The 14,914-nt window shown below is 38.6% G+C and carries 13 protein-coding genes, 3 tRNA genes and 1 riboswitch; of the genes, 12 read left to right on the top strand and 4 right to left on the bottom strand.

Annotation, left to right across the window (positions count from 1 at the left end; translation table 11 throughout):
• The first annotated feature begins 41 nt into the window (after positions 1–41).
• From BUB03_RS07555 to BUB03_RS07610, 12 genes are all read left to right on the top strand, one after another.
• A complete protein-coding gene (locus BUB03_RS07555; RefSeq protein ID WP_073061631.1) occupies positions 42–1,331 on the top strand; it encodes an N-acetylmuramoyl-L-alanine amidase family protein in 1,290 nt (429 codons plus the stop codon).
• 58 nt (positions 1,332–1,389) lie between these two features.
• Positions 1,390–1,464, top strand: a tRNA-Glu gene (locus BUB03_RS07560).
• A 12-nt stretch (positions 1,465–1,476) separates the two neighbouring features.
• On the top strand, positions 1,477–1,797 hold the full coding sequence (locus BUB03_RS07565) for a hypothetical protein (protein ID WP_040993502.1): 321 nt from the start codon (positions 1,477–1,479) through the stop codon (positions 1,795–1,797).
• A gap of 67 nt (positions 1,798–1,864) precedes the next feature.
• A complete protein-coding gene (rpsT, locus tag BUB03_RS07570; protein WP_040993501.1) occupies positions 1,865–2,119 on the top strand; it encodes a 30S ribosomal protein S20 in 255 nt (84 codons plus the stop codon).
• 10 nt (positions 2,120–2,129) lie between these two features.
• Positions 2,130–2,201 (top strand) — tRNA-Glu (locus tag BUB03_RS07575).
• A 95-nt stretch (positions 2,202–2,296) separates the two neighbouring features.
• Positions 2,297–2,368 (top strand) — tRNA-Glu (locus tag BUB03_RS07580).
• A gap of 328 nt (positions 2,369–2,696) precedes the next feature.
• On the top strand, positions 2,697–3,125 hold the full coding sequence (locus BUB03_RS07585; RefSeq protein ID WP_228417797.1) for a Crp/Fnr family transcriptional regulator: 429 nt from the start codon (positions 2,697–2,699) through the stop codon (positions 3,123–3,125).
• A 58-nt stretch (positions 3,126–3,183) separates the two neighbouring features.
• Positions 3,184–3,810, top strand: a complete 627-nt coding sequence (locus BUB03_RS07590) for an FMN-dependent NADH-azoreductase (protein WP_073061634.1) — start codon at positions 3,184–3,186, stop codon at positions 3,808–3,810.
• A 136-nt stretch (positions 3,811–3,946) separates the two neighbouring features.
• Positions 3,947–4,603, top strand: a complete 657-nt coding sequence (locus BUB03_RS07595; RefSeq protein WP_073061637.1) for a FadR/GntR family transcriptional regulator — start codon at positions 3,947–3,949, stop codon at positions 4,601–4,603.
• A 57-nt stretch (positions 4,604–4,660) separates the two neighbouring features.
• Positions 4,661–5,866 carry an MFS transporter gene (locus BUB03_RS07600; protein WP_073061639.1) on the top strand — a complete coding sequence of 402 codons (1,206 nt, stop codon included), beginning with the start codon at positions 4,661–4,663 and terminating at the stop codon, positions 5,864–5,866.
• A 158-nt stretch (positions 5,867–6,024) separates the two neighbouring features.
• Positions 6,025–6,789, top strand: a complete 765-nt coding sequence (locus tag BUB03_RS07605) for a T9SS type A sorting domain-containing protein (protein WP_073061642.1) — start codon at positions 6,025–6,027, stop codon at positions 6,787–6,789.
• 134 nt (positions 6,790–6,923) lie between these two features.
• The gene (locus tag BUB03_RS07610; RefSeq protein ID WP_083538879.1) at positions 6,924–7,712 is read left to right on the top strand and encodes a T9SS type A sorting domain-containing protein; all 789 of its coding nucleotides are present in this window, start codon (positions 6,924–6,926) and stop codon (positions 7,710–7,712) included.
• 133 nt (positions 7,713–7,845) lie between these two features.
• Here the strand turns inward: BUB03_RS07610 and BUB03_RS07615 are convergent, their stop codons facing one another.
• Genes BUB03_RS07615 through BUB03_RS07630 form a run of 4 tightly spaced genes read right to left on the bottom strand, consistent with a single transcriptional unit; the run spans position 7,846 to position 14,537 of the window.
• A complete protein-coding gene (locus BUB03_RS07615) occupies positions 7,846–10,125 on the bottom strand; it encodes a DUF5074 domain-containing protein (protein ID WP_073061648.1) in 2,280 nt (759 codons plus the stop codon).
• Between the two features lie 28 nt (positions 10,126–10,153).
• Positions 10,154–11,362 (bottom strand): cell surface protein, encoded by a 1,209-nt coding sequence (locus BUB03_RS07620; protein ID WP_073061650.1) that lies wholly within the window; start codon positions 11,360–11,362, stop codon positions 10,154–10,156.
• 14 nt (positions 11,363–11,376) lie between these two features.
• Entirely contained in the window at positions 11,377–12,510 is a 1,134-nt protein-coding gene (locus BUB03_RS07625; RefSeq protein WP_073061653.1) for a YncE family protein, read from the bottom strand.
• Entirely contained in the window at positions 12,507–14,537 is a 2,031-nt protein-coding gene (locus tag BUB03_RS07630) for a TonB-dependent receptor (protein ID WP_073061656.1), read from the bottom strand. The genes BUB03_RS07625 and BUB03_RS07630 overlap by 4 nt, the downstream gene beginning before the upstream one ends.
• Before the next feature lie 109 nt (positions 14,538–14,646).
• A riboswitch (cobalamin riboswitch) is annotated at positions 14,647–14,831 on the bottom strand.
• Between the last annotated feature and the right edge of the window lie 83 nt (positions 14,832–14,914).

Raw genomic sequence — 14,914 nt, forward strand, 5'->3', positions numbered from 1 at the left:
TAATTATGGCTCAAAATTAGTATAATTTTTAAAACTGTAAGATGTACAAACAAAAATTTAAAATAATTTTATCATTTCTCCTCATCCTTCCCAGCATTTTAATTTTTTCGCAAAAGAAATTTACGATTGTTTTGGATGCCGGCCATGGGGGGAGTGATCACGGAGCGAACAGGACTTATTCGGACATCGGAAGAGTTGCCGAAAAAGATGTTACGCTTGCCGTTACTTTAAAAGTAGGGGCAATGTTGGAAAAAAACAGAGATTTCAAAGTTATATATACCCGTAAGTACGACGAATATCCTTCTCTTTCGGACAGAACCAATCTGGCCAACAGGAGCAAAGCCGATCTTTTTGTCTCGATCCACTGTAATTCTTCACAAAGACCAACAGCCTACGGAACGGAAACTTATGTACAGGGACCTAACCAGAATGATGAAAATCTCGAAGTGGCCAAAAGAGAGAATGATGTAATCTTTCTTGATGAAAAAGACAGACAAACCTTCGGGTCCTACAATCCAAGCTCTCCGGAATCTCTCATCGCACTGAAACTGCAGCAGAACAAATATCTGGAATCCAGCCTACTGCTTGGCGGACTGGTAGAAGGTAACTTCGTTAATAAAGACAAAAGATTTTCAAGGGGAGTATTCCAGAAGAACCTTCACGTACTGCGTATGAATGCAATGCCGTCAGTACTTATTGAAACGGGGTTCATCAACCATCCTGAAGAAAGCCATTATCTGGCCTCCGAAAAAGGACAGAGTGAAATTGCGGAAAGTATTTATAATGCCATTATCGATTATAAAAAAGCAATTGACAGGAAAACAGGAGGATCTTCCATTGCCACAAGAAAACCGGAACCTGAAAAACCGGCTGAAACTCCTTTAAAAAATGATTTCAGAATTTTACTGTTGAGCTCCCCTAACAAATATAATGACGGAGATCCTGCTTTAAAAGGCTTAAATTATATTCTGCCTATCAAAGACAATGGTCAGTATAAATATTACTACGGAGTAACCAATATGGCTTCTATAAAAGACATCAACCTTAAAACAGCTAAAGATGCAGGATTCAGGAATGCTTATGCGGTAGGATTTATGCCGAATCAAAAGCTGCTGACCGGATATTATACCATAGAAGTTTATACGGGCGAAAAACTGAATGGCAATTCGTTTATTCTTCAGACATTGAAAGATGTAGAAAGAAATAAAGACAATGGAGTGTTCTATTACACCTATGGCAAGGTATATACATTAGAAGATGCTGTAAAGCTTCAAAAAGACCTTGAATCCAAAGGAATCAAGAATACCATTATCCAAAAAGTTTTTAAATAACGTTAAAAATAATTTTGAAGTTAAAAAGTTAATTATTACTTTTGCAACCTCAAAATTTGGCCTATTCGTCTAGTGGTTAGGACTCAAGATTTTCATTCTTGCAACAGGGGTTCGATTCCCCTATAGGCTACCAAATTTGAATATCATGCCGGATTTAAAAATACAAGAAGCAAAGCTTCTTTTTAAGAAAATCCACTCTAACCCAAAAAGTTACGATTTACAAATCAATGAAGACGGGATTACAGGCAGGGATGATAAAATAAGTTTCAGACTTTACAGGACTGGAGAAAGGTTTGCCTTTGAGGTAACAATTGATGGGCTTTCCTTTACCAATACTACGGGAGAATGGAACAACGCGATGGTTATGCTAAGCAGCACAATCAAGAAAATAGAACGAGAACAAGAGAATTTAAAAATAGAACAAGCAATAGATAAACTCAGAAAATACCTGTCCGAAGAAAATTGAAAAATTTTAAAAAATAATTTGGCAGATTAAAAAAAAGTTTATAGTTTTGCACTCACATTTGAACGATATGGCAAATCATAAATCAGCATTAAAGAGAATTAGACAAAACGAAGTTAGAAAAGTTCGTAACAGATATTATCACAAGACTGCAAGAACTGCTCTTAAAGTTTTGAGAAATGAAGAAAACAAAGCTGCTGCTACAGAGCAACTGCCAAAAGTTATCGCTTTATTGGATAAATTAGCTAAAAGAAACATTATCCACAAAAACAAAGCGGCTAACTTGAAAAGCAAATTAACAAAACACGTTAATAAATTAGCGTAAAAGTATAGTTGGCCCGTTCGTCTATCGGTTAGGACCTCAGATTTTCATTCTGGTAAGAGGGGTTCGATTCCCCTACGGGCTACTAATTTAATCACTGCTAACCAAGTGGTTAATAATAAGAGTTGTAAACTTATAAAAACAAAAATCTAACACACTATCTGATAGTGGAAGATAGAGGGCCCGTTCGTCTATCGGTTAGGACCTCAGATTTTCATTCTGGTAAGAGGGGTTCGATTCCCCTACGGGCTACTAAACAGGAAAAATGATTCATATCGTTTTTCCTGTTCTCTTTTTAGCCATTGTTCTTTATTAAAGTCTATTTCAGAACCCCGGAACACAAAATGACTTTCAGTCACTGTATTTACAATCCCTTTTATTAAATTGCATTCCGATAATTCATTAAATCAGACTAGATCCATTGAACGGTTTGCAAAAATTAACTGATACCATTTCCAAGCACGTTAAACTCACCAATGAGGAACAGGTGCTTTTCGGCACTTTATGGTCAGCAAAGACTTTGGAAAAAGGCGATTATCTTCTTTGAAACGGGGAAATCTGCCGTACGGATAATTATATTGTGTCCGGAACGCTGAAGGCATTCTGCATTAATGCCAATACCGGTAATGAGGAGATTCTGTACTTTGCCATTGACGAATGGTGGGCAACGGATATGGAGAGCTTCCGTAAACAGGAGCCTTCCATGTACAATATCCAGGCTTTGGAAAAAACTGAAATTTTACAGATCAATTTTCATGCTTTTCAAAACATGCTGAAGCAAATTCCTTCCCTCGAAAGATACTTCCGTATCATTTTAGAGGGCTATCTTGGAGCACTGCAGAAAAGAATAATCTATTCCCATATTTATGATGCAGAATACCGCTACCTGGATTTTTTGCAGAACTATCCCCTAATTGCAGCCAAAATACCACAGTATCTTATTGCCTCCTATCTGGGCATCTCACCAGAATTTCTGAGCAGGATCCGGAAGAAAAATAAAATCCATTGAACTAGATCAATATCTTCCATTTTTTTAGTTCAGAGCTTTGTATTCATAAATTAAAGAGATGAACAAGCTACTTATCATTAATGCAAGCATTAGAAGTGAAAGATCATACAGCAGAAAACTGACACAGTTATTTGTTGACAACTGGAGGGGTAAACATCCTTACGATCATTTCACCTTCAGAGAAACGGGGCTGGAAATCATTAATCCGATCAATGAAAAATGGATTGCCGGAGCATTTGCAAAACCGGAAAACCGCTCTGAGGAAGACCAGCATGCCTTACAACTAAGCAACGAGCTGGTCAGGGAATTAAAAGAAAACAATATTTATGTCATCGGAAGCCCTATGTACAACTGGTCTGTTCCAAGCGGATTAAAAGCATATATTGATCAGATAATGAGAATCAATGTAACCTGGAGATTCCGGTCCGGAAAACCTGATGGAGACTATGTTGGATTGCTTGAAAATAAGAAACTCTTCATTCTTTCCAGCAGAGGTGATACAGGTTACGGCGAAGGTGAAAAAAATGAGCATATGAATTTCCAGACGACTTATTTAAAGTTTATTTTCGGAATCATGGGAGTTAAAGATGTTACTGTAATTTCACTGGATAACGAAGAGTTCGGAGGAGAAATATTTGAACGGTCAAAACAGAAAATCTTCCAGGCTATCAACGCTATTGAATAATATTCTGTCAAAAAGCTGAAAGAGATTTTTTATTAAGATCTCTTTTATTATCCTCCCATTTTAATTTTTAATTAAATTTTAGGATACATTCTGGAAAAGCTATACCTTTGCATTCATCAGATGATAAGATGTATTTATGCAAATTCAAAGAAGAACATTAGCCCAGGAAGTTGCGGAACGATTGATTGAAGGGATAATCAACGATCAGTATCCCATTGGTGAAAAGCTCCCGATTGAACCGGAACTGATGAAAATTTACGGTGTAGGGCGTTCCAGCATCCGTGAAGCCATAAAAATATTATCTATAAAAGGGGTATTAAGCGTCCAGCAAGGTGTGGGAACATTCGTAACTTCTAAAAATGTGCAGGAATCACTAGAAACCAAGATCGACAAAGCGGAAATAGAGGAAGTATATGAAGTACGTTCTGTTCTGGATTCTAAGATTGCAGCGAGGGCAGCTATTCATCGCAGCGAAGAAGATTTAAAAAAGATGAAAATGTATCTCGATCTCCGGGAAAAACTGGCTGGAGAAAACCAGGCACTGGAATGCTATCAGGCTGATATTAATTTTCACATATCCATTGCTGAAGCATGTGGCAATGCACTGCTGAAAGAAATATATAAAATAACCAGCAAACATATTCTCCGAAGTTTTGAGAGCAGCCATAACAACAATACAGACTCTTTCAAAATTTCACAAAAAATACATATGGACCTTTATCAATGTATAGAAAATAAAGATCCCGAAAACGCAGCCCGTATTGCACAGCTCATTGTAGATAAAGTACACTAAAAATAATTTTTTAACAAAATTCATCAGATGACATGATGAATTTGAAAATAGCAATTCATGGAAAATATTCAGAAACAAGCAATTGATACTACTAAAATTGTCTACCCGATCCTGTTTATGATCAGCTTTTCTCATTTTTTAAATGACCTGATCCAGTCTACCATTCCTTCACTATATCCAATTTTAAAGGGTGAATTCGGTCTGTCGTTTGCGCAAATTGGTATTATTACATTGGTATTTCAGCTTACGGCTTCCATTTTACAGCCATTTGTAGGAATTTATACTGATAAAAGGCCCAATCCAAGATCTTTGGCTATAGGAATGGGACTGTCGATGGCAGGACTTCTCCTTTTGGCATCTGCCCATCAATATTATATGATCCTGGTTGCGGTAGCATTAATCGGTATGGGATCTTCTGTTTTTCATCCTGAAGCTTCCCGGGTGGCTCAGCTGGCATCGGGCGGTCAGAAAGGACTTGCCCAATCCATTTTTCAGGTAGGAGGAAATTCAGGAAGTGCTATCGGTCCTTTGCTGGTCGCATTAGTTGTACTTCCATTAGGACAAGGTTACGTGGGACTTTTTGCCATTGCAGCTTTTATAGGTATTTTGTTATTATGGAGAATCGGAAACTGGTATGCGGAAAGGCTCTCATTAAAAAAATCCGCTAAACATCCGAATGATATTATTGAAATTCAGCTGTCCAGAAAAAAAATTATATTTTCTGTCACAATTCTGCTGGCTCTGGTATTTTCCAAATACATCTACCTGGCATCAATGACCAACTACTTTACTTTTTTTCTTATTGATAAATTTCACATTTCTGTAAAGGATTCCCAGTTATATTTATTTATGTTTCTTGCGGCAGTTGCTGTAGGTACAATCCTTGGCGGAAAGCTGGGTGACAAATACGGCAGAAAGAAAATTATCTGGATTTCCATTTTGGGAGCTGCACCTTTTACACTCTGCCTTCCCTATCTTCCTTTGGTATGGACCATAGTATTTGCAGTTTTAATTGGTTTAATCATCGCATCTGCATTTTCTGCCATCCTTGTGTATGCTACGGATCTTATGCCTAACAAAATTGGATTGGTGGCAGGTTTATTTTTCGGATTTATGTTTGGAATGGGCGGTATTGGTTCTGCTGTCCTGGGAGCATTAGCAGATGACACCAGCATTGAATATGTATTTAAAATCTGTGCGTTTTTACCTCTTATGGGTATAATAACTGCGTTTTTACCTAATATTAAAGGAAAGAAAAAATAGTTATCCGGCTTAGCAAGACTTATTAGAATAAAAAAGTTCCTGACGATTATATTGAATTAAGAAATCTTACATAATTCACACTAAATAGAAATAATATTGCTTGCATATACTTTTATGTTTAAATTTGGATAAAACATTAACCAAAACTTTATTACAATATGAAATCTATTTTCCTTTCAAAAGACCTTCTTTTTCAGGCTGCCTTATTTATGTCTTTTTTATTTCAATCGAGTAACGTACAGGCACAAAGCAGAATTTATGCGAATGACCAGCTTTCCAATGTATATGGTGTATGCCTTGGATGCGCCGTACAGAATCCTCTGAATGCCGTGGGAGATAATGAAGAAAACTATTCCACCATGGTTATGGGTACCGTTTTATTGGGAGGCGTTGAACAGACCCTGAGGTTCCCGGAAGTGAGAATCAACACTAAATTGGTGATCGGTATCGGCACCAATAACATTCCTCTTACAGTTCAGCTTTTAAGCGGTATTTACATAGAAACAATGAGCGGCACAACAGCCAATAATGACAGTCAGATGATTACCGGTAATCTGCTGAAGCTAACCGATAATCCTTCCAGAGCAACGATAGAACTTATTCCTGCCAGCTCTTATAACGCAGTTAAAATAAGACTTAGCGGAGGTGTACTTAGCTTAGGCGGCGGATTCAGAATTTATTATGCTTACCAGGATCCACTGAGCAGCATAATGGCTCACAGCCAGAACGGTCAGGTTACTCTAGGAGGAAATGTTGCGTTAGAAGGTTCAGAAGTAACATTGTTCAATACTTACGGAAAAGAAGTCTTTCGTTCTATATTAAAGTCAAACACTTTTGAACCCAGACAGCCTGAAGGTGTTTATATCATGAATGTACACACTAAAGAAGGAAAAACATATTCCAGAAAAATTTCAATCAAATAATTAAATGAAAAATAAATTCATAATCATAAATATCAATAAATTATTAACAATTCACATAAATATGAAATAAAATATACAACATAATCATTTTATTTATAAATTTATAAAAAACTAAAACCCAAAATTTTATACATATGAAAACTCATTTATTACCGGTGCAACGCACGATGAAAGCAGCAGTTCTGGCATCATTTCTAGTTTTAACAAGCACGATGACTTTTGCACAGATTGTGAAGACCTATGCAAGCAGCCAAACCAATCAGGTATTTGGAGTATGCTTAGGTTGTGGAGTATTGAATCCTCAAAATGCAGTAGGAAGCAACGAAAATGACTACTCAACTATGCAGGTTTCAGTAGGCCTTTTGGCAAGAACGGAACAGACCTTAATCTTTCCAACGACCAATATTGCCAACAATACCAACAAGCTTGTGATTGGAATTGGTTCAAATGGCACTCCAATATCTGCCCAACTATTGGGAGGAGTATCCATTGAAACATTTAACGGTGATGTTTCCAACAACGATTATCAAACTCTTAACAGTGGATTGATCAACCTTGGAGCCGGAGACCCAAGCAAAGGTGAGATTGAGCTTACCATGAACATTCCTTTTGACCGTGTTAAAATCAATGTGAACTCAGGATTATTGAATATAGGCGGTGAGCTTAGAGTATATTATGCTTATCAGTACAAAGATCCGTATATTAATTTCATGGCTCACAATGAGAACGGACAGTTTACTCTTGACAAAAATATTACTGCAGCAGGTTCGGAGGTTACTTTAACCAATGCTTCAGGAAAAGAGGTATTCCGTTCCAAGCTGACATCAAATACATTTGAAACAAAACAGCCACAGGGAGTATACATCATGAACCTTACCACAAAAGAAGGAAAAACATATTCTAAAAAGGTGGTTATCAAATAATAAAAGAAACATAACAGATCAGATCAAGCAGGCTTTCAGTCTATCGAATTTTAAAACATTCTGATAATGCCTAAAAAAATCGGCGGCCCGTTCGGGCCGCCGATTCATTGAAATATAAAGATGTGATAAGGTTTTATTTCTTGATCAACTTTTGCTGATATACAGCTTTATCTGTTACAGCTTTTAAAATATAAATACCTTTTGGAAGTGCACTAACATTGATCTGCCCATTGTTCAACTGCGCATTGACAATTTTTCCTGAAGCATCATATATAGTCACGTTCAAGATCTTTTCTTGGGTTTTAAGAGTCAGAATATCTGTTACCGGATTCGGATAAATGCTGAATTCAATTTTCTTCACTTCTGCTGTAGCCAAAGTAGAAGTTGTGCTGGTAACCGTAAGCACTTTTTCAACTACTTTCCCGTTTGAATTGAAACTGATCTTAATATCAGCTGTTCCGGAAGCTAGCGGAGTCAAAACAAGTTCATCATTGGCATTGATCACAACAGAAACAGCCGCCGGGTTGGAATTCGATTTAATCGATTTTACAATGGCAGATGAAAGATTGTCTTCGTCAGAAACTACCGTTTTCAGGTCAATCACAGAGGCATTACTTACGTTAACCTGTGACGGGAACGTACTGCTTACAACCGGAAGAGTATTATCCGGGAATACAGCCATAGCCGGAAACCAGTAATAATCATTAAGGGTTTTCGTATTCGTAAGTGTTCCGTTAACATCAAAAGTATGGATCCAGTTTTTTTGATAATGCGCACCATAACCGCTTTCAGTTGTATTCAGGATCAGCTCATCAGTAGTTGGATTTACACGGAGTCCCGCTCCGTAAGGAATTTGTTTGTAAGTACCTGTCTGCCCCGGAATCGTTGCAAAAGTTTCGTTAAATACTTTAGTAGTTACATCAAATTTTACAATTTGGGTCCCCGAAACAAAGCTGTTAACCGAATTGATCCAGTATAAAACATTCTGTTTGCTGCTCGCTGAAAAGCTTCCCGCATTCCATGCTCCCCACGAACCTAAATATTTGGTCGTTGGGATATTATAAGAAGTGGTTGCAAAAGTCGTAGGATGAATATTCACCACTTTCTGATCCTGAATGGCCCAGATACTTCCATCTTTAGCCTGTACAATAGAATGGAAAACTGCGGGAATCGTGCTGATCAGAGTATCCGTAGCAGGATCGATTACTAAAATTCCAGCAGACTGCTTTACTGCAAATACATATTTTGAAGAACGGATCATATTTCCGATCTGCCCGGCATACTGACCGCCTCCGCCTGTTCCGGCAATTAAACTTCCAACCTGTAAATTGGCAATATCAAATACATAAACACCGTTGGAAGCTCCGATGTACCCTTTATTTTCGTTTACTCCTACAAATGATCTTCCGTCTCCGCCACCAATATTATTAAATCCTGCAATTTTCTGCATCGTATGCGCATTGGCTACAACCAACCTTCCACCAGGCGTATATTGTGTGTCACCGCCATCTGCAGCCTGTTTCGAGATAAAATAAAACTTATCACCATAGATTGTCCCGTATTGAGTAGTAGCACCAAAGGCATGGTTGTTATTCGTATTGCTGTAAACACGGTAATTAACCTGCCCGTTATTATCAATAAAATTGACAGAACCGTTGGTATGCCCGTACCATTCTTCATTCACCATAAAATAGCCGTTGGTAAAATTGGCAGCGGAAACATAAGCCGAAACCGGTGTTAATGTAGAAGAAACAGGAAAAGAATTCATTCCTGGATTAAAATTCCACACATCCCATGAACCGTTCTGAAGCACACGGGAAGTCGCTCCTACCCCTGAATATCCGAAATCAGTATCTGTAGGATCTTTTACCCAATAAGACCAGTAGCTGTTGTACCATCCGGATCCCCAATGATCCGCAGCATCTGCTGCAGTATAATCATCAAAATCATAGGCCGAGGTATTTAGAACACCGCTTACAGGATAAAGAGGATAGGTTGTATTGCCGTTTTTGTAAAGAGCATTGGTATTCTGCCCGTTCAGGTCAAAACCGAATCCTCCGATTGCCGTCCCGAACTGGGTTCCGGGATAAAGTAAAGTAAAAAATCGGTGATCGGCCTGGGCAATTGCTCTCAGCATATCTTCACCGGTTGCATTTCCGTTCCATCGGAATCCCCATACCAGGGCATCAGGATTTTTACTGTCGTTCCACTGAACTACGAAAGCCGCTTCATTCGTTCCGCTTCCCACCCAATACTGAATATCGGAAAAGTTGATATTGGTGGTTACTGTTGTATTCAGCTGGTTGCTGCTGATCCCCTGAATATCATTTCTGGGTACTCCCTGTACTGTCACCTGGGCATTCGTAAAGAACGCAAAAAGGAACAGCATGGTTAAAAGGTAAAACTTTTTCATTTTTTCGAATTATATATTAAAATTTATTTTACTTAAGATGAAGGTCATAAGCTCCCGCCACTTCTGTAGAAACCTCTCCAAGCCATCCTGCTTCCTGATTAATACCGGTGTATACCTTGATGAAATCGATGCCGGGTAGCTTTACATAGTTCCCGTTTCTATCTACTGCCCAGGAAATATCGATATTGGAAGCTTCATCATTGTTCGGTGCATTGTCTGCATACCCATAATCGTAAGATGTTCCCACCCAATAAGCCCCCGTTCCGCTCTGGTCGTAAAAATTATCCTTCAGCCTGGTTCCCGTAAGGCTGTAAGAAGCACCGGAAAGCCATAAAGGATAATAGCTTTGCGTATGGAAGGTATTTTTAGTTTTAAATCCTGAATTCCCAAAATTATCCTGCCATTTGATGTACTCCACATCAGTCTGCCAAAACTCACTTCCGGGAACGGGGGGCTTATTTTCATTGGGTTTGAAGTAAGTTATCGTATAATTTTTTGTTGTAGAATTTTTAAAGTATTCGCTGCCTGCAATTTCATACCATTCATCTTCGTCCGGTTTGCCGTTTTTATTCTTATCGTAGCCTACCATGATAATGCCGGGTTCACATGATCCTGACCGGGTGATATTGGCACTGTTTCCCCAAAAAGCATTTCCAAGGATTTTAAAATCTCTTCCTTCAAGGTTGGGAATGGTATGATCGAAGCCAAATGTAACATAGCCTCCGAAACCTCCCAGCGTAATCATGGTAGAATTTTCGCCTACTAAAGATTCTTTGGCTTTTTTGATCATATCAGCCTCTGTATTTCCGTTTACGTATTCAGGGATCTCATTGATGAACTGTCCCGTCGCCGGACGGAAATCGAAAACATTGGATATGTATTTGCTGTAAGGGGTCAGCTCTTTATTAACGATGATAGATGATTGGTAAGTTTTCACAGCGCCTTTCAACTCCACTTTCAATGTCAGGGGATACGTTTTCGCATGAGAACTTACGAAATCCAGCTGAAGATGATTGGAAATAACAGAATCATTAATGCTCCAGGTCAGTTTTCCTTCAATTTTAGGGTCTACATTCAAAAGTTTGAGCCTGTCAACCGTATAAGATTCTTTAAGAACTTCCGCAGGGAAAATCACTTCTTCTGCTACTTCATCAGTATCGCTCTTACAAGCTGCAACGCCAAGCAGAATTGAACAGAGCAATATGTTTTTTAAAATAGGTCTGGTTTTTCTTTCCATTTTTTCTGATCTGATTATTTATATAAAAAAGCAAAATGAGCAGGGATATTTCCGCCTTCCGTTTTCCATTTGAATTTGCCGGTTTTATCAAAGCAGTAAACATATCCGGTAGTGACGTAGTTTTTGGCATCCGTCAGATAGATATCTTCGGTGTAAGGATTTACAGCAATTCCGTAAGGGGCTTTAATCTCATCAGCGTATTGCTGGTCTATGATTTTATTCGCAATAACCTGCTCTGTCTTGACATCAATGATTCCAAAGGTTTTGACATAAGTATGTGTATTGTAATTAAATTCATTCCCGTAATAATACAGCTTGTCCTTTACGATGGTCATTCCGCTCACTGCAACATGGAAATCTTTTTTCACTGTTCCTGTAGTAGCATCCACCAGAAACAGGCTGGATGGGATATTGTAATAATCTCCTCTGGAACTCACATACAGATCTCCGTAGTTATCTTTCTTGATACGGTGAAGATTGATAGCTACATCAATTTTTTTTGTTTCCGTGAATGTATTAAGGTTGATGACAGAAACAGTTTTATCATAATTCGGGAACCTGTACCCTCCGGAATTGGCGACAAAAAGCTGATCTCCCATCACTTCTATTTCTTCCGGCTGATAACCTACCACGACCTGTCTTTCAATAGCAAGTGAAGCAGTATCAATTTCCACCACTTTTCCGGGTGGAGAGTTGGGATTCAGTTCTACAGGGCCTGCATAGCTGCTGGCATAGACTTTATTGCCTTTAAAAGCCAGATAACGGCAGTTCTGCAGTTGTATGGTTTTGATTCTTTTGGCTGTTTTTGCCTCCAGTACTTCAATTTTATTTGAAACATTGACAACGACATACATTTTGCTTCCGTAGATCATGATATGATTTCCTACGTCTCCCAGCTCCTTTACCACATTCGGATTGGTTTCTCCATAAATATTCTTGCGGTAAGTTCCCGTAGCGTAATCGAAATAATCGAGCGTACATTTGTTGCTGCCCATATTTCCTTCGTTCAGAAGATAAAACCCTTTTATAGGGGTATCTTCACCGCTACTTACGTCTTTCGTTTCCGAAGGAACCACATAATCGTCTGTCCGGCATGAGAACAGAATCAAAAGAGCAAATGCCAGCAGGCAAAAGTTTAGTTTTTTCATAATGTAAAGCTTACAATAAGTTTAAAATTTCTTCCGGGCATCGGATAATTCCTGACCACGTCATAATATTGATCAAGCACGTTATTGACCTCAAAACTGGCCTTAAACTGATGGGAATGCCAGTTGAATTTTTTCTGAACAGATAAATCGTGGGTATACCATGGCTGCAGATAATTGGCCCGGATATTATTCAGCTGTGCATCATAACGTTCTCCGGTATACACAAAACTGTAATTGAAACTCCAGTCTTTATAATCTGCCATCATGGTAAAGGTTGCAGCATGCCACGGCACATAGGAAATCTGATCACCGTAGTAATCATCTTTTTTATCGGTATAGTCTCCGGCACGCTGATAGGTATAGCTCACTAAAGGTTTCAGCTTTATTTTATGAATATCAAATTCAGCCTGAACATTCACATCTGCTCCAATGATTTTTACTTCACCTAAATTCGTCATCATCCATCTGAACAGATTGGTGGTAGGAACAGCGATAATTTTATTCTCTACTTCGTTATAATAACCATCCACTTTTACATAAATTCCTTTAAACACTTTATGATCATATAGCTTCTGATAGGTAAAGCCTACATCATACTGGTTGGTGTATTCCGGTTTCAGCATTATATTACCGATCATCGTGTAATAGAGATCATTGAAAGTCGGCATCCTGAAAACCCTTTTGTAGAAGGCCCGAATAGTAAGATCTTTGGACTCAAAAGGCTGATAACTCAGGAAGGCTGAAGGTGTCCATTCGGTTTTATCAGGAGATTTTGCATTCTTTTTTACTTCTTCATGTACGAAAGTTCCCAGAACACTTCCCAAAAATTTAAACCGGTTCCACTGATAGGTTGAAGCAAAGGCAATGAGTGAAGTATAGCGGGTAGGATATGAAAAATCCCTGAGACTGGCATTCAGATTATTATACTGAAAATCAAAGCTTGCACTTATATCCCAGTTTTTATTAATGGAATAAAGATTCGAATTGGAAAAATACAGTTCCCTCTGAACATAAGAATTATCTATGGGCAGGACGGTTGTTGCCACATTCACCGTATCTAAAAACCGGGTGTAGTCATAGGCAAATTTAGCCTTGAACTGGGTTTCAAATTTTGGGAACAGCTTTTTACGGAAACCGGCCTGGACAAAATAATTTTCATCCAGCATCTGCTGACCTTTCGGCCCAAAGTTATTATTAACAATAGCAGTGGGAACTCCACGATCTGAAATATAGCCGTAGCCGCGAACACTCCAGCTTCCGTCATTAATAGTCCCGTTTAAAGCAGTTTCAAAACGTTTTGCACGGATGTAAGAATCGTATCTTCTGGCAATGGTATCATTGGCAACAGATCCGTCAGAATTTTTCTTTTCGTATTTATATTTATACAATCCGTCACTCTGTACAAACTCCGAACTGAAACTTGCCGAAACTTTATCTGAAATCTTCTGTTCCAGACGAAACGAAGGATTAAATAAACTGATGGAGCCTAATTTTAATTTTAGCGTTAAGTTGGTCTTATGATCTCCTTTAAAAATGGGGGTTTTAGGCTGAAGATAGATAGATCCGGAAGATCCGAAATCCTTTGCAGGCTGAAAAATTTCACTTTTCTGGCCGTTGTACAGGGAAACCGATTCCATATCATCCAGTGAAAATTTTCCAAGATCCACAATTCCGTTCTGAACATTTCCCAGTTGGATCCCATCATAGAAAACGCCCACATGCTGGCTGCCCATGCTACGGATATTCACTGTCTTCAGGCCGCCCATCCCACCATAATCTTTGATCTGAACACCTGAAAAATACCGTAAAGCATCAGCTACCGACTGGCTGTTCAGTCTTTCCAGCTGTTCGCCGGAAAGGATCTGGGCAGGAAGAATTTCTTTAAAATCTTTTTTGTAAATCTGAATCGGAAGAATGGTTTTTGTCCGGATACTGTCGCCGGATTGTGAGAACAGAAGCTGAAATGCTGCCACAAATAATGTGATAACACTTTTCTGAAACTGTGAAGCAGTAAGTTTTCTGACCATTAGCTCGTTTAGAATAATGTAGACGCTAATGGATATAAGATAGCAAAGATAAAGCACAGCTGTCACTGCACAGAATCCTTGTTGTCCTAAGCTTTATTCCACGAAAGCATCAAACGTTCATCCTCCGGCAGGTCTTCTGACTTACTCCGTTTTTGAAATCCTTCCCATTAAAAAACAGTGGATATACTCTTCAAAAACTTTGATGTGGAGCTTACAGCAGCGGGTCTGTTCCGGATTTTCACCGGATTCCCTTTTAAGTGCTTTTTACAGCGCACCAGATTGCGGCAAAGATAGAAAATTCTTCATAGAATCAAAATCGATTTAACAAAATGATTTTCAGCAACAAAACCCAGCAACTTCAGAATTTCAGTCGCCGG

Source organism: Chryseobacterium oranimense, assembly GCF_900129755.1.
Classification (GTDB): Bacteria; Bacteroidota; Bacteroidia; order Flavobacteriales; family Weeksellaceae; genus Chryseobacterium; species Chryseobacterium oranimense.

What these genes read in the sequence shown, in the direction of transcription:
- BUB03_RS07555 (WP_073061631.1), top strand. Translation starts at nt 42, where the DNA reads ATGTACAAACAAAAATTTAAAATAATTTTATCATTTCTCCTCATCCTT.
- BUB03_RS07565 (WP_040993502.1), top strand. Translation starts at nt 1,477, where the DNA reads ATGCCGGATTTAAAAATACAAGAAGCAAAGCTTCTTTTTAAGAAAATC.
- rpsT (WP_040993501.1), top strand. Translation starts at nt 1,865, where the DNA reads ATGGCAAATCATAAATCAGCATTAAAGAGAATTAGACAAAACGAAGTT.
- BUB03_RS07590 (WP_073061634.1), top strand. Translation starts at nt 3,184, where the DNA reads ATGAACAAGCTACTTATCATTAATGCAAGCATTAGAAGTGAAAGATCA.
- BUB03_RS07595 (WP_073061637.1), top strand. Translation starts at nt 3,947, where the DNA reads ATGCAAATTCAAAGAAGAACATTAGCCCAGGAAGTTGCGGAACGATTG.
- BUB03_RS07600 (WP_073061639.1), top strand. Translation starts at nt 4,661, where the DNA reads ATGGAAAATATTCAGAAACAAGCAATTGATACTACTAAAATTGTCTAC.
- BUB03_RS07605 (WP_073061642.1), top strand. Translation starts at nt 6,025, where the DNA reads ATGAAATCTATTTTCCTTTCAAAAGACCTTCTTTTTCAGGCTGCCTTA.
- BUB03_RS07610 (WP_083538879.1), top strand. Translation starts at nt 6,924, where the DNA reads ATGAAAACTCATTTATTACCGGTGCAACGCACGATGAAAGCAGCAGTT.
- BUB03_RS07615 (WP_073061648.1), bottom strand. Translation starts at nt 10,125, where the DNA reads ATGAAAAAGTTTTACCTTTTAACCATGCTGTTCCTTTTTGCGTTCTTT.
- BUB03_RS07620 (WP_073061650.1), bottom strand. Translation starts at nt 11,362, where the DNA reads ATGGAAAGAAAAACCAGACCTATTTTAAAAAACATATTGCTCTGTTCA.
- BUB03_RS07625 (WP_073061653.1), bottom strand. Translation starts at nt 12,510, where the DNA reads ATGAAAAAACTAAACTTTTGCCTGCTGGCATTTGCTCTTTTGATTCTG.
- BUB03_RS07630 (WP_073061656.1), bottom strand. Translation starts at nt 14,537, where the DNA reads ATGGTCAGAAAACTTACTGCTTCACAGTTTCAGAAAAGTGTTATCACA.